Source organism: Streptomyces virginiae (assembly GCF_000720455.1).
Taxonomy (GTDB): Bacteria; Actinomycetota; Actinomycetes; order Streptomycetales; family Streptomycetaceae; genus Streptomyces; species Streptomyces virginiae.
Genome location: NZ_JOAK01000020.1, coordinates 79,372 through 93,070, shown reverse-complemented (window position 1 = coordinate 93,070; position 13,699 = coordinate 79,372). Strand labels below are relative to the sequence as shown.

Genomic DNA, 13,699 nt, shown 5'->3' with positions numbered 1-13,699 from the left:
GTGCCGTGAGAACTACGAGCGCACGGAAGTGGTACGTGTGCGCTCCGCCGGATCACCAGGGTCGTGGGTACAAACCGGTGCCATGCGTGTCTGCTCCATCCTCGTGGACAACACGGAACAATCCGCGGCCGGTATCCTGACTCCCGGATCCCCGCGCGCCGCCCGCCTTCCCGACAGACCTCGTCAGTGGCGTGTGGATGGCAGCACGCTCCCCGGTCACAGTGGCGGGACCGTGCCGGACTCACACCGGCTTCCCTGCACCGCGGACCTTGTGCCCCGAAGATATAGTTGGACGTCCTAGTAAGTCCAGACCCGCCGCCGTGAGGGCGCCGGCTCCTGACCGTCGCCGCTTCGCGTACTGCTCAGGTCGCAGTCGTGGCCGCGGGAAATCATCATCAAGGCGCACCGGCGGTGCGGGACGCGCCGCAATGATGTTCGTCATGGCACAAGAACTCGCAACCCTCGCCCAGCAGACCGCGGACCGGCTGGCCGGGAAGCACGTGGGTGTCGTCGTGGCCGCGGTGGCGGGGGACGCCGTGGAGATCCGGGGCGCCGGAAGCACCGGCACGGACCACGGGGGCACCCCCGGACCCGACACCCTGTTCGAAATCGGCTCGGTGACGAAGCCGTTCACCGCCCTGGCCCTGGCGCGCCTGGCATCGGCCGGCACGGTGGCGCTGGACGAGGCGCTCGCCGATCTGCTGCCCGACGGGACGGCCGTACCGTCACGTGACGGCCGCCTGATATCGCTCCAGCACCTGGCCACCCACACGTCCGGGCTGCCGCGGCTGCCCCGCGGCATGCTGCTCCCGGCTCTGCTGCGCCCGTCGACGCCGGATCCGTACGCCGGCTGCACCGCCGACTCCCTCCTGGCCGGGCTGGCCGGGACGCGCCTCGGGGCCGCGCCGGGGAAGCGGGTGCGCTACTCCAACCTCGGAGCCGGGCTGCTGGGTCTGGCCCTCGCCCGCCGGGCCGGCACGGACTACGAGTCCCTCATCACCCGTGAGATCTGCGGCCCGTTGGGCATGACGGACACCGTGGTGACGGTGGACGGCGCCCGCTCGGAACGCTTCGCGCGGGGCCACGTCCGCCGCGGGCGTCCCGCCGCGCCGTGGCACCTCGCCGACCTCGCCGGCGCCGGCGCTCTGCGATCGACCGCCACCGATCTGGTGGCCTTCGTACGGGCCCAGTTGGACGGCGGCCCCGAAGGGCTCGCCGAGGCCATCCGCCTGAGCCGGTCGGTGGAGCACCGCAGGAACCGCTTCGCCCGGGTGCACCTCGGCTGGATGGCGCACCGCCTCCACCCCCGGCAGGGCGCCCACCTCCAGATCTGGCACAACGGAGGGACCGGGGGCTTCTCCTCCTTCGTCGGCTTCGACCCGGAGAAGCGCCTCGCCGTCATCGCCCTCGGAAACACCCGAAGCCCCGTGGACCGCCACGCCTTCGACCTCCTGCACACGCTGCAGACGCAGAACGCGGCCGGGCCTAACTGATCGTGGGTCGCTGACGGGCTGCGCGAGGGGCGGCCGGATAGGGTCTCCGCAGCCGTCCTTCGCCGCGGTGGCTCACCCGCCCCGGCCGATCAACGGGAGTGCCGCCGTGGGAGCCGTTGACACTCCGCCGCCCGCGTCCGGCGGCCTCGGCCGCAACCGTGGGACCGCGGTGCTGGTGCTGCTGTCCTTCGCCATGTTCATCGTCTCGCTCGACCAGTACATCGTGGTCGTGGCCCTTCCCGACATCGCACGCGACCTCGGCTACTCCGCGCGGACGCTCCAGTCGGTCATCAGCGCCTACGCGGTGGCCTCGGCCGGCTTCCTGCTGTTCGGCGGGCGGGCCGCGGACCTGCTCGGCCGACGCCGGGTCCTGGCCGTCGGCCTCGCACTGTACGCCGGGGCGGCGTTCGCGGGAGGGCTCGCGACCGGCCCCGGAGCGATCCTCGCCGCCCGCGCCGTCCAAGGTCTCGGCGGATCACTGGTCTTCCCCACCACGCTGGCACTCCTCAACACCACCTTCGCCGAAGGCCGGGACCGCAACCGCGCCGTGGGGATCTGGGGAGGGGCGGGCGCGGCAGGGCTCGTCATCGGTGTGCTGCTCGGCGGCTTCCTGACGCAGGTGTTCGGATGGGTGGCGGTCTTCTTCGTCAACGTCGTCCTGGCCGGCCCCGCGCTGCTGCTCACGTTCGTGGTGGTCCCCCGGGACGGCGCGCGCGAGAAGAGCCGCACCTTCGACCTGCCCGGCGCCCTCAGCATCTCCCTCGGTGTCACGCTCCTGGTCTTCGCCCTCGTCGAGGGTCCCGCGCTGGGCTGGCTCTCGCCGGTCATCCTGGCCGGCACCGCCGCAGGCCTCCTGCTGATCGCGGCCTTCGTCGTCATCGAACGGCGCGGCTCCGATCCGCTCATGCCGCCCCGGCTGCTCTCCAACCCCAACCTGGTCACCGGTGTCGTCATCGCCTTCATGTTCATGGCGACCTTCGGCTCGGTGCTGTACTTCCTGTCCCTCTACTTCCAGGACGTCCTGGGTTATGACGCCCTGCGCACCGGCGCCGCGTTCCTCGTCCCCACGGCGGTGGTGGTGGCAGGGTCGACGACCGCGGGCCGGCTCGTGACGCGGTTCGGCCTCAGGCGCTCGCTGGCCGCGGCCCTGGCCATCGGTACGCTCGGCGCGGTCGCGCTCGGCCTCGCGATCTCGCCCGACGGTTCGTACGTGGCGCTCGTGCCCGGCCTCGTGGCGCTGAGCATCGGCGACGGGGTGGTCTTCACCACCATGTTCATCGCCGCCGGCACCGGGGTCCCCGACCGGCAACAGGGCATCGCCGCGGGCATCGCCTCCACCGGGTCGGGTGCGGGTGCGGCGGTCGGCCTCGCCCTCCTCGTCCTGGTGGCGACCGTGGGCCTGGACGGCCTCTCCGGTGAGCAGCTCCGGATCGCCACCGCCGAGGGGATCCGCACCACCATGTTCGTCCTGGCCGGGGGAATCGCGCTCACCTTCGCCGTCGCCGTGGGCCGGTGCCCGACGCCGTCCCCACCGCTTCCCGCACCCGTGCCCCACCAGACGCGTCGTTGCTGACGCCGCCAACCGTGACCGCACCCGCCGCCCGCCGAGGCCGTGCTACCGCTTGAGGTAGGCCAGGACCGCCAGCACGCGGCGGTTGTCGTCCGCGGACGGTTCGATCCGCAGTTTGGCGAAGATGGCCGCGGTGTGCTTGGCGACCGCGCTCTCGCTGATGAACAGGGCTCCCGCCACAGCCGCGTTGGAGCGGCCCTCGGCCATGAGGCCCAGTACGTCCAGCTCGCGCGGTGTCAGCTCCGCCGTGGTGCCGCGGGCGTCGCTGCGGGCCAGCAGCCGTGCGATCACCTGCGGGTCCATGACCGTACCGCCCGCGGCCACCGTGCGTACGGCGTCGACGAACTGGGTGGTGTGCGTGATCCGGTCCTTGAGGAGGTAGCCGATGGCTCCCTCGCCCCCGGCGAGCAGTTCGTGGGCGTAGAGCTGGTCGACGTACTGGGAGAGGACGAGGACCGGCAGCGCGGGCCGGATCCGTCGTGCGGCCAGGGCTGCCTGGAGGCCCTCGTCGCTGAAGGTGGGCGGCAGCCGGATGTCGACCACGGCCACGTCGGGTGCGTCTTCGAGGAGGCTCTTGAGGAGGGCGGGACCGTTGTCGACGGCGGCGACGACCTCGAACCCGTGGTCCTGGAGGGTGCGCGTCAGCCCGTCCCGGAGGAGGAAGAGGTCTTCTGCGAGGACGACGCGCACGGTATCTCCAAGGTCGCGGTGGTCGGGCCGCCCCGCGGGCTGTGCAGGACGAAGCTTCCGTCGAAGGGTTCCAGGCGGCGCCGCAGACCCCGCAGTCCGCTCCCGTCCGGGTCCGCGCCGCCGCGGCCCTCGTCGGCGACCGTGACGCGCAGGAGGCCGTCCGTATGGCTCAGACGGATGCGGACCTCGGGGGCGCCGGAGTGCTTGGCGGCGTTGGCGAGCAGCTCCGCGACGGCGAAGTAGCCGGCGGACTCGACCGGGGCGGGGAGCCGGCCGGGCAGGGCCGCTTCCACGTGCACGTCGAGATGGCTGTCGAGGGCCAGTGAGCGCACGGCGTCACCCAGGCCGCGGTCGGCGAGTACGGGCGGCAGTACGCCGTGCACCAGATCGCGCAGGTCCTGGAGGGCTCGCTGGGCGGTGGCCCGTACCTCGTGCAGCAGGGCGCGGGCGGCCGGCGGGTCGTGGTCGAGGAGGCGGGTGGCCTCGTCGAGGGTCATGCCCAGGGAGACCAGCCGGGCCTGCGCCCCGTCGTGCAGGTCCCGTTCGATGCGCCGCAGTTCGGCGGCCTGGACGTCGAGGACGTCGGCGCGGGATCCGGCGAGGTGCTCGATGCGGCGGACGAGTTCGGTGGTGTACGGGGCGGCCAGCAGACGCCCGCTCCAACGAGCGTGCAGCCGCAGGACCACCGGGGCCAGACGCAGCCCCGCGGCCGTGAACCCGAGGCCGAGTGCGAGCGCGCCGAGCATCGACGGCGTGGAGTCGACCAGGACGAAGGCGTACCAGTTGCCGTCGCCCAGGAGCCGCCAGACGAAGGGCTGGACGGCCGCGCCGAAGATCCCGTACTCGACGAGGGCCAGCGGCACGGCGGCGAGCAGCGCGCCCGTCCAGGGCTCCGCCCAGGCCCAGCGCAGGTCGTGCCAGAAGCCCGCGTCGCCGAGGAGCGCGAGGGCCCTTCGGTGGCGGCCGGCCGGGCCGCCGTCGGGTGGGGTGGGCCGTGGCGGCAGCGGTCGCGGCGGGCTGATCACCGTTCCCGTCCAGCGTGCGGCCCAGTCGCGGTAGCGGTCGGACATGCGGCGCAGGGCCGTCGCGGCGGGCGGGAGCAGGAGGAAGCCGACGCCGACGGGCAGGAGCAGCAGGGCCCCGATCACGAGGGCGCCGGCACCGGCCACGGCGAACGCGGCGAGGGACAGCAGCTGGCAGCGGCCGATGTCGGCCGGCGCTCCCCCGATGCCGGGCCGTGTGCCTCCGCGCCCCGCCATGCCCTCCACCTGTCGTCCTGTCATCTCAGCGCGGTACGGGCGCTGTTGCGACGGTGATCCTATCCGGCGCCGCGTGCGCCGTTCGGCGGGCGGTGACGATCCACGGGAGCGCCGCGACCAGGGCGGCGGCCCCGAGGAAGAGCATGGGCGCCGTCGTCGCCGCCGTCTCGTCCGTCACGTACAGCATGCCGAGGTTGATCAGGGTGTGGAAGCCGCCGGCGAGCAGCAGCCGGTTGCTCCGTACGCCTTCCAGGGCCAGGCCGAGGATCACCGACATCGCGGTGGTGGCCAGCAGGAACCCGGCCGCGTAGGCCGGTTCCTGTGCGAAGACCGGTACGTGCCAGAGGCCCCAGAGCAGCCCGACCGTGGCGGAGGCGGTGACCGGGCCGAAGCGGGCGCGCAGGAGCGGCTGGAGGTAGCAGCGCCATCCGATCTCCTCGGCGCAGGCACCGAAGAGCTGGGCGGTCACGACCAGGGCGAGGGGGTGGGCGGCCAGTGCCCGGGGGCTGGTGACGGGGAGCGAGCCGGAGGTGAGCAGACCGCCGCATGCACACAGGGCGATGATCAGGGCGGGGGTGAGGAGGAGGGCCGCCGCCCGGCGCACGGGGGCGCCGGTACGGGTACGTGGCCGGCCGGGCAGGGTGCCTGCGAGCCGGTCCCTGATCCGGGCCGGCCACAGCAGCGCCACGGCTACCACGGCCACGGCGGGCCCCAGCTGGGTCAGTTGCACCACCTCCGGCGGGACACCGGTCGCGGGCTGGACGGCTCCGCACGCCCCCGCGGCCACGAAGGCGACCGCGAGGAACACCCCCGCCTGCGCCGCCCACCCCGTACGCGGCGTCCGCCGCTGGCCCCGCTCGTGTTCCGGCATGCTGCCCGGCCTCCCCGTCACTCGCTCGGGCGTGCCTGTCACGCCCGCCTCCGACTCTGCCGGTCCGGGTCCTGCCGGTCGTTGCACGTGGATACCGAGAGGGGGTGTACCCAGGTACACCCCCGCCCGCGCGCACCTCAGGGCGCTCGCCCGAACCGGCCTTCGACGACTGCAGTTTCGGCAGCGGTTTCGGCAGGCCGTGGCAGGGCACACGACGTAGCGTCACCCACCGACTGCGCAGGAGGATTCGTGTCCGGGCTACTCCGCAAGATCAAACAATTCAGCCGCAGCCCGCAGGGGCAGCGGACGATCGCTTCGGCGCGTCGGGCGGCTTCCGATCCGCGCAAGCGCGAGCAGGTCCGCGTACTGCTCGGCCGTCTCCGCGGGAAGCGCTGACGACACCCGGCCGGGGCGGCTCGGCCAGGCGCTCGCGCCCGGTGGTCTCAGCCGCCGTCGGCGAGCGCGGTGCGCAGCCGGGTGAGTCGAGAGGCGGCGCGGGTGGCCCGGCCGTCGCGCAGGTCCAGCGGCACGCTCACCGTCACCCCGCTCTGTACCGGGTCGCGGACCTCCACCACGAACGGTTCGGCGGCCCGCAACCGCAGGTAGCCGCCGCGGCCGGCTCACCTCGTGGACTACCGGCCGCCCCGGTGCGATTCTTCAGCCATGACGACGAAACGACGGAGCCAGGCCGAGCGGGACGCGATCCCTGTGGAGATCGGTTATGCGCTCCTCAGCGCATGCTTCCTCGGCGCCCTGGTGTTCGCGACGATCGCGGGGCCGACCGCCGTCTGGGACCTTCCGGCGGGGGTGGACAACTTCCTCCGGGTCGGAGGGCTTTGGGTTGCAGGACTTCTCGCGGTGATCCGTGTGGTTCATGTCCTCCGGCAACACGGACGACGCGGCTAGCAGGTGTCAGGCGCCGTACTCAGCTGCCGGTGAGGGCGGCGCTCAGGCGGCGGGCTTCGGTGGTCACGGCCGAGGAGCCGCGACGTGCTGCGGCCGCCGCCACCGCGTCGGGGACCGGGCCCGTGGCTGCGCAGTGCTCGGCGCAGGAGGCCGCTACGGCCAGGACCTCCCCCGCGCCCCGTACCGAGGGCAGGAGGGCCGGCAGTACCTCGGCCAGTACGGTCCAGAGGGTCGCGTGCGCGCCCGCCGCCACGGCGCAACGGGCCGCGTCCGCCAGCCGGTTGGGCTTCACCGTGCCCAAGGCCGTCATGGCGGCGAGCTCGCGGCCCAGCAGCGGGGCGTCGAGTTCGCCGCGGGCCGCCAGGACCAGCAGCGCCTCCACCGCCGGGCGGCGGCTCTCCGCGTACCGGCCACCCAGTCCCGCGGCGACGGCGGCGTGCAGAGCGGGGCCCGCGGGCCCGCCCAGCCGGGCGAGGTGGGGCAGCATCCAGGAGCTGCCGTGATCGCCGGCCGTCGCCGCCAGGGTCACCTGCGGCAGGAGCCATGCCGCCTGGGTCTCGCGGTCCTCGGGCAGCACGGACGCGCGTACGGGGTGCCCCTCGTACCAGTGATAGCACTGGGTGAATCCCGCGTGCGGCCGGCCCAGCCAGTGGAACGGCTCCGGGAACTCCCCCCGCAGGACGGCACGTTCTCCGCTGAGGAAGGCGACCTGCGCGCCGGCGGTACCGGCCCGCTGCCAGGCCTTGTGGACCTGCGGGTCGGGTTCGGCGACCCGGCGCAGCGCCGGGGCCGGTTCGCCGTCCGGGCCGAGCCAGGCGGCGAGCCGGGCACCCTCGGCGGTACCGAGGCGGGACGCCGCCTCGGCGGCCGCCCCGTCCGCGGCACCGTCACGCCGTAGGCGCAGCAGGGCCTGTCCGAAGTCGGCCGGACCGGGCCGTACGTCCAGGCGGCGGTAGTCGGAGAGCCGTTCCACCAGTTCGGCGGGCTCCAGCGCGCCCGTGTCCCAGGTCGGCGTGGACAGCAGGAACGGCAGCGGCTCCTTGGACATGAGCCGGTACGAGATCTCGCGCAACCGCGCGGCGAGCACCAGCTCCAGACCGCCCTGCGCGCATTCCTCGTGCCCCCGACCACGGCGTACGTACTCGGGCTTGAGGCTGTAGCCCGGAACCCGCCACAGCAACGACGCCACCACCACGTTCAGCCCGCCGAGCCGTTGTGCCTCGATCTCCTCGGTGTAGCGGTGCCCCAGCGCGTCGGCGAGCGCCCGTGCGAGCGGGTGGCGGTCGCGGTGGGCGTGCCGTACCAGCCCGTCGAGGGAGCGCTCGAAGTCCGCGACGGTGTGCGCGCGGGAGTCGAGGTGGGCCGCCGTGAGCTCGACGGTCTCGGCGAGCCCCTCGGGCGCGGGGTCGAGCCGCCGGACGGGGGGCACGGGCGGGAGGGTGTCCTGAGAGGCGGTCCAGATCATGCCGCAACGCTAGAGGGGCCCACTGACACACCCCTGTCGGGGCCCCACGACCGGTCCTCGCCCCCGTCCCGGACAGCTTGAAAACAGAACGTTCCCGCGCGCTCGCACTGCGTTTGCGAGCTGCCGCGAACGGCCGGAAACTGGTGGTATCAGCGTGGCCCTGCCGGGGGAATCGGGGCTGGTCGACGCCAGACTCTTCTTCCACTGCCGCGGCACCAGCGGGTATCCGCTGGTGTCTGCCGTGCCGCGCGGCCCCACCGGTCCGTTCAGCGGGGCGCGGCAGGCTGCGCCCGGCCCGTTCGAAGGTGCCCGGCCCGTTCGAGGGTCGAGAAGCCGTCCGCGCGTGGGTGGGTTCGAAGCCGTTCTCGGCACCTCGGTCCTTGGGCCAGGATGATCAACCGTCGGTCCTCTCACTCAGGAGGTATCCCATGAGCAGGACCCGCCCGATGAACTGCATCATCCCCCCGTACATTCTCGAAAAGCTCATGGAGAGCGACGACCGTGATGTCCGCCAGGCCGCCTTGGCGACTCTGCTGACCACGGCACGCCTGCGGGGCGAGCGTTCCGTCCGAGCGAGTTTCGCGGCCGCGGCCGCCCCCGGCAACGGCCGGCGCACCATATTCGACTGCGAGCAGACTGAATCCTTCACCAACGCCCTCGTGGCCAGGTCGGAAGACGGACCGGCGTCCCTGGACGATTCCGTCAACCGTGCGTTCGACGCACTCGGCCTGACACGTGACTTCTTCAAGGAGGTCTTCCAGCGCAATTCGGTCGACGGCCGGGGGATGCGCCTGGAGGGGTTCGTCCACTACGGCTTCATGTACGACAACGCCTTCTGGGACGGACGGCGCATGGTGTTCGGCGACGGCGACGGCGACAGCGTCGGCGACCTCACCGGATCCCTCGATGTGATCGCCCACGAGTTGGCACACGGAGTCACCGATTTCACCTCGGGATTCGAGTACCACAACCAGTCCGGCGCCCTGAACGAGTCGATGTCGGACGTCTTCGGGTCGCTGGTCAAGCAGTGGTCCCTGAAGCAGACGGTCGAAGAGGCGGACTGGTTGATCGGGGCCGACGTGTGGACCCCGGCAATCGAGGGCGACGCCTTGCGGTCACTGAAGGCCCCGGGGACGGCGTTCGCGGGTGACCCCCAGCCCGACCGCATGGGCAAGTTCGTCCACGCGCCCGACACCTTCTTCGGTGACTGGGGTGCCGTGCACTCCAACTCCGGCATTCCGAACAAGGCTTTCTACCTGGCTTGCGCGGGCATCGGGGGGTTCGCGTGGGAGACCATCGGGCCCGTCTGGTACGAATCGCTCAAGGCGTCCACCGCCGACGACCAGTTCCAGGACTTCGCCGACACCACCTTCCAGAAGGCCGGGCAACTGTTCGGCGACGGCAGCCCCGAGCAGTCGGCCGTGTTGGCGGGGTGGCAGGAGGTGGAGGTCCCGCTGAGAAGTGTCCCGAGCGGCCTCGCCCGAGCACGGAGCTTCGCGTTCAACGGGCACGGTGGCGCGGGCCGGGAGGACGGGATGGCAGCCCTGACCAGGCAGATCGGCGCACTGAGCGACAAGGTGACGGGTCTGGCCAAGGAAGTGGCCCAGCTGAAGGGCGCGGGCGTCAGGTGACCACCGGCACACCCCGCCGGCCGAGAGGCTGCGCGCCATGAGGGTGACTCTGGAGTCGTACGGCGGGCTGGCGGCGGCGGCGAACCTCCGCCGCCGGCCCAACGTGCTGAACACGGACGACCTGCCCGAAAGCGCTGCGGCCGAGCTGGCCCGGCTGGTTGCGGCGGCCGTGGCGATGCCGGAGGAGGAACCGGACGGGCGCGCCAGGGACGCGATGAGCTACGTGATCACGGTGGACGACGGCGGCCGCTCGACGGTTCTCACGCAGTCGGACACCGCCAAGTCCCCCGCGTTCGCGGCCCTGCTCGCCTGGCTCCGCGTCCACTTCGCGCAGCAGCGGTGAAGCCGCTCCCCCATCGGGGCCCGCTCACCGATCGTCGTCCCAGTCGTCGTCCCAGTCGTACTCGGGTGCCGGCAGCGGATCCGTGACCCAGCCCGCCGCCAGCACGAGCCGCGTGTGGCGGTGCAGGGCGAGGAAGCCGAAGGGGCGGTCGAAGGCGGCGCTGATCCTGGTGGTCACGTAGCGGAGGTCGGGTATGCCCGCACCGACTGCACCGTACGCCGAGACCGCGGCGGCCTCGAAACCCAACGCGTCGAACCTCGCCGTTGTGTTCTGCTGGGCCGACCCGATGGCGAGCGGGAAGTCGCTGATGCCCGGGAAGTGCCCGCGCGAGGTGTCCTGTGCCGCCGTGAGCCCGAACAGCTGGTGCAGCTTGAGCAGATCGTGGCTCGCGTTCACGTCGTACGCCACGGTCTTCACGTGCAGCGACGGCGGCTCGGGCCGCGTGGAGCGCACCTTCTGCACCCGCAGGCCGGGGCCCACGTTCCCGTAGGGCAGCCGCGGTCCCGGTACGACAGCACACCGGCCGGCGAGGATGTCGACGCCGGCTCCCAGCACGTGCCCCGGCCGCATGCCCTCCTCGCCGAGCAGCAGGTGCACGTCCAGGGCATTGCTCCCCAGCACCTTCAGCTGGGTGACGTGTCCGGCGGGTGTGGCGGCCACCCCCACCCGGTCCAGCACGGTACTGGAGCGCCCCAGGCCCAGCCGCGGCCTGGTCGCCCAGGGCTCGTACGCAGTCTCGAGTTCCATCTCGTGGAACGGGTTCAGCCACCGCGTGCGCATGGTCAGCGCGCTCGCCAGCACCATCTGCGTGTCCTCGGTCAGCGTCACCGGCATGCGGTCGATCAGCCCGCCGGTCCGCTTCGCCGTCCAAGCGTCCAGCGCGCGGTGGTCGGCCACCGAGTCACCGGTGAGCACCCCGTGGGCGTCGGCCGGCAGGCCCGCCTTCCACTCCTGCCTCAGCTCCAGCGTGCGCTCGGTCCACAGACCCAGAGCCGCGTCCAGTCCCCGCACGGCACCCATCGCGGCGAGCAATTCGCGGGCAGCCGCTGCCGCTCGCCCGGCAGGGAGCCCGAGAGCCTCCGCCAGTTCGGCGCGCGTCGCGCCCTCGGCTCCGTCGGCCAGGTGGGCCAGCAACGGCCACACCCCCGCTGCCGAGAACACCGTGCCGTCCTCCGAGGCACCCGCCCACCGCGCGGTCAACTTGTTCACCGCGCGGACCGTCGCCGTCGCGACTCCCATCCCACCCCCATCGCCGACGCGCCCATGACGCGCCCACCGTACTTCAGTTCGGTGTCGCCACCATCCGCCCCGGGCCGGGCACTCGTTCTGATGCGGCGGCAGCGCAGGGCCTCATACCTACGGTGTACGCCGGCGCGTCCGGTACCACGGTCGCGGTGGAGGGCCGTCTTGCGACCTCCGCAGGCCGGCGGCGACCGCGGTCGGTGTCGCCGGTGCGGTCAACCCCCGGTTGGACGACGCCGTGGGCGGGCGCCTCTACGCTTCGGGGATGCAGGTAGGCAGAGGGCGGATACACGTCGACCCGCTGGCGATCGACAGCTTGCTCGGCTGTGTCATGGCCGTCGTGACCGTCGTGTACGGACGGCAGGCCCACACCGCCCAGTACCAGGCTGAGGGGTGGCCGCCCTTCGGACTGTTCGCCGTCGCCCTCAGCCTGGCGGTGAACCTTCCTCTGGTGTTCCGGGGACGAACGCCCTGGGTGGCGTTCGGTGTCTCGTGCGGTGCTCTGGTCGTCTACACGGGGGCCGGTTTCCAGCCGTCGACGAACATGTGGGCGCCGCTGCTGGCCTGCTACACGGTGATCGTGCGCAACCCGGCGCGACGCGCGGTGTGGGCCGCCGCCGCGACCGCGGTGGCATGGGCGGCAGCCGGCCTGGGGGCTCGCCTGTCGGTGGAGCTGTCCGTGGCCCAGGCCGCGATCGGGGTCGGGGTCGTCTGGGTGTGGGCCGCGGGCAGTCGCCGCCTGGCGCAGCGCAACGTCCAACTTGCCGAGCTGACGGCGCGGTTACGCCGCGAACAGGAACTACGGGCACAGCACGCGATCGCGCGGGAGAAGCTGCGCATCGCCCGCGAACTCCACGACGTCGTCGCCCACCACCTGTCGGCGCTCGCGGTGCAGGCGGGGCTGGCCGAGTACGTGTTCGCTTCCGACCCGGCGGCTGCCCGGCAGGCGGTGGTGTCCATAGGTTCGAGCAGTCGGCAGGCGCTGGAGGAGATGCGCGGCCTGCTCGGTGTGCTGCGTACCGGTACGGAGGGCCCCGACGAGGACGGGCTGTACCGATCCGCGCCGGGTTTGGCGGCACTGGAGGATCTGGTGCAACGGACCCGGGCGTCCGGCCTCGATGTCACATGGGCGGTTTCAGGACAATGGCGGCCCCTGCCGGCGGGGGTGGACCTGTGTGCGTACCGCATCGTCCAGGAGGCGCTGACCAACTCCGTGAAGCACGCCGGCCGTGGCGCACGGGTCTCCATCAGCCTCGGCTTCGCCTCCGGACTGCTGACCTGTGAGGTGATCAGCCGGGGCGGTACCGCGCCGGTGGCCGAATTGCCGTCGAGCGGACTCGGGTTGCTCGGCATGCGGGAACGGGTGAGACTCTACGGCGGGTCACTGCGGGCCGGGCCGCGAGCCGAGGGAGGGTTCGAGGTCGTCTTCACCGTCCCGCTGGCCCCGCTCGACGCAGCCGGGGGCGCGTGACACCTCCCCCGCACACACGGGGGGAGGCGGCAGCGATGACACGGCTGCTGATCGTGGACGACCAGGTCCTGATACGGGCCGGGCTGGCAGCACTGGCCGCGGCGGCACCCGGCCTGGAGGTCGTGGGGCAGGCGGCAACGGGCGAGGAGGCGGTCGAACTCGCGGCGGCGCTGCGGCCGGACGTCGTCCTGATGGACATCCGTCTGCCGGGGATGAGCGGCATCACCGCTCTCCAGCACATCCTCGACCGGGCGCCTCGGCCGAAGCCGAAGATCGTCATGCTCACGGTCTTCGATCTGGACGAGTACGTGTACGCCGCCCTGCGGGCCGGCGCCAGCGGGTTCCTGCTCAAGGACACCCCTCCCGAGCGACTGCTGGCCGCCGTGGCCCTGATCGCCGAAGGCGAGATGCTGTTCGCTCCCACCGTCACCCGAAGGCTCGTCGAAACCTTCGCCCACCAGCCGGAGGCGCGGCGTGCGCAGCCTGCCAGTCTCGCGGAACTGACGGAGCGCGAGACGGACGTCCTGCACCTGGTCGGGCAGGGTCTCGCGAACGAGCAGATCGCCCAGCGCCTGGTGGTGAGCATCGCCACCGTCAAGACGCACCTGAACCGCATCATGTCCAAGCTCGGCCTGCAGAGCCGCGCACAGGCCGTGGTCGTCGCCTACGAGAGCGGCCTGCTGTCGCCCGGCGGGGCGGGTGCGCAGCGGCCCTCTGCCCGGTAGTGCGGTGATGGCCGGGGTCGCTCGCGGGCGCTT

General features: G+C 72.6%; 13 protein-coding genes and 1 riboswitch. Of the genes, 7 read left to right on the top strand and 6 right to left on the bottom strand.

Going from position 1 to position 13,699, the window contains the following annotated elements:
- Window positions 1-109: 109 nt before the first annotated feature.
- A riboswitch (cobalamin riboswitch) is annotated at window positions 110-280 on the bottom strand.
- Window positions 281-440: 160 nt separating this feature from the next.
- Complete coding sequence (locus IG86_RS0126435) at window positions 441-1,493, top strand: serine hydrolase domain-containing protein (protein ID WP_157854891.1); 1,053 nt, start codon at window positions 441-443, stop codon at window positions 1,491-1,493.
- A gap of 106 nt (window positions 1,494-1,599) precedes the next feature.
- Complete coding sequence (locus tag IG86_RS0126430) at window positions 1,600-3,066, top strand: MFS transporter (protein ID WP_244306074.1); 1,467 nt, start codon at window positions 1,600-1,602, stop codon at window positions 3,064-3,066.
- Between the two features lie 42 nt (window positions 3,067-3,108).
- Here IG86_RS0126430 and IG86_RS0126425 read toward each other — a convergent pair whose 3' ends face one another.
- From IG86_RS0126425 to IG86_RS45130, 4 genes are all read right to left on the bottom strand, one after another.
- Complete coding sequence (locus IG86_RS0126425; RefSeq protein WP_030900163.1) at window positions 3,109-3,753, bottom strand: response regulator transcription factor; 645 nt, start codon at window positions 3,751-3,753, stop codon at window positions 3,109-3,111.
- Entirely contained in the window at window positions 3,705-5,036 is a 1,332-nt protein-coding gene (locus tag IG86_RS0126420; protein WP_244306072.1) for a sensor histidine kinase, read from the bottom strand. Before IG86_RS0126420 ends, IG86_RS0126425 begins: the two co-directional genes overlap by 49 nt.
- A 1-nt stretch (window position 5,037) precedes the next feature.
- Window positions 5,038-5,883 carry a CPBP family intramembrane glutamic endopeptidase gene (locus IG86_RS0126415; RefSeq protein WP_078906042.1) on the bottom strand — a complete coding sequence of 282 codons (846 nt, stop codon included), beginning with the start codon at window positions 5,881-5,883 and terminating at the stop codon, window positions 5,038-5,040.
- Between the two features lie 443 nt (window positions 5,884-6,326).
- Window positions 6,327-6,458 carry a hypothetical protein gene (locus tag IG86_RS45130; RefSeq protein ID WP_276329196.1) on the bottom strand — a complete coding sequence of 44 codons (132 nt, stop codon included), beginning with the start codon at window positions 6,456-6,458 and terminating at the stop codon, window positions 6,327-6,329.
- Window positions 6,459-6,546: 88 nt separating this feature from the next.
- On the opposite strand from IG86_RS45130, the gene IG86_RS0126405 reads away from it, so the two are divergent.
- On the top strand, window positions 6,547-6,789 hold the full coding sequence (locus IG86_RS0126405) for a DUF6332 family protein (protein ID WP_030828918.1): 243 nt from the start codon (window positions 6,547-6,549) through the stop codon (window positions 6,787-6,789).
- Between the two features lie 19 nt (window positions 6,790-6,808).
- On the opposite strand, the gene IG86_RS0126400 is transcribed toward IG86_RS0126405, so the two are convergent.
- The gene (locus tag IG86_RS0126400) at window positions 6,809-8,254 is read right to left on the bottom strand and encodes a DUF7824 domain-containing protein (RefSeq protein WP_051785415.1); all 1,446 of its coding nucleotides are present in this window, start codon (window positions 8,252-8,254) and stop codon (window positions 6,809-6,811) included.
- A 428-nt stretch (window positions 8,255-8,682) separates the two neighbouring features.
- Here IG86_RS0126400 and IG86_RS0126390 point away from each other — a divergent pair, with 428 nt between their 5' ends.
- Window positions 8,683-9,885 (top strand): M4 family metallopeptidase, encoded by a 1,203-nt coding sequence (locus IG86_RS0126390; RefSeq protein ID WP_037849111.1) that lies wholly within the window; start codon window positions 8,683-8,685, stop codon window positions 9,883-9,885.
- Window positions 9,886-9,922: 37 nt separating this feature from the next.
- The gene (locus IG86_RS0126385; protein WP_030828911.1) at window positions 9,923-10,228 is read left to right on the top strand and encodes a protealysin inhibitor emfourin; all 306 of its coding nucleotides are present in this window, start codon (window positions 9,923-9,925) and stop codon (window positions 10,226-10,228) included.
- A 24-nt stretch (window positions 10,229-10,252) separates the two neighbouring features.
- Here the strand turns inward: IG86_RS0126385 and IG86_RS0126380 are convergent, their stop codons facing one another.
- On the bottom strand, window positions 10,253-11,467 hold the full coding sequence (locus tag IG86_RS0126380) for a serpin family protein (RefSeq protein WP_037943076.1): 1,215 nt from the start codon (window positions 11,465-11,467) through the stop codon (window positions 10,253-10,255).
- Between the two features lie 268 nt (window positions 11,468-11,735).
- Here IG86_RS0126380 and IG86_RS0126375 point away from each other — a divergent pair, with 268 nt between their 5' ends.
- Both IG86_RS0126375 and IG86_RS0126370 read left to right on the top strand, forming a co-directional pair.
- Window positions 11,736-12,941, top strand: coding sequence for a sensor histidine kinase (locus IG86_RS0126375; RefSeq protein WP_157854889.1), 1,206 nt, complete (start codon window positions 11,736-11,738; stop codon window positions 12,939-12,941).
- Window positions 12,942-12,976: 35 nt separating this feature from the next.
- Window positions 12,977-13,666: a response regulator gene (locus tag IG86_RS0126370; RefSeq protein WP_030828902.1), complete on the top strand. Its 690-nt coding sequence runs from the start codon at window positions 12,977-12,979 to the stop codon at window positions 13,664-13,666.
- Window positions 13,667-13,699: the final 33 nt, after the last annotated feature.

Coding starts and splice junctions, on each gene's coding strand:
- IG86_RS0126370 (WP_030828902.1), top strand. CDS start 12,977: ATGACACGGCTGCTGATCGTGGACGACCAGGTCCTGATACGGGCCGGG.
- IG86_RS0126405 (WP_030828918.1), top strand. CDS start 6,547: ATGACGACGAAACGACGGAGCCAGGCCGAGCGGGACGCGATCCCTGTG.
- IG86_RS0126435 (WP_157854891.1), top strand. CDS start 441: ATGGCACAAGAACTCGCAACCCTCGCCCAGCAGACCGCGGACCGGCTG.
- IG86_RS0126415 (WP_078906042.1), bottom strand. CDS start 5,883: ATGCCGGAACACGAGCGGGGCCAGCGGCGGACGCCGCGTACGGGGTGG.
- IG86_RS0126380 (WP_037943076.1), bottom strand. CDS start 11,467: ATGGGAGTCGCGACGGCGACGGTCCGCGCGGTGAACAAGTTGACCGCG.
- IG86_RS0126420 (WP_244306072.1), bottom strand. CDS start 5,036: ATGACAGGACGACAGGTGGAGGGCATGGCGGGGCGCGGAGGCACACGG.
- IG86_RS0126390 (WP_037849111.1), top strand. CDS start 8,683: ATGAGCAGGACCCGCCCGATGAACTGCATCATCCCCCCGTACATTCTC.
- IG86_RS0126400 (WP_051785415.1), bottom strand. CDS start 8,254: ATGATCTGGACCGCCTCTCAGGACACCCTCCCGCCCGTGCCCCCCGTC.
- IG86_RS0126375 (WP_157854889.1), top strand. CDS start 11,736: ATGCAGGTAGGCAGAGGGCGGATACACGTCGACCCGCTGGCGATCGAC.
- IG86_RS0126385 (WP_030828911.1), top strand. CDS start 9,923: ATGAGGGTGACTCTGGAGTCGTACGGCGGGCTGGCGGCGGCGGCGAAC.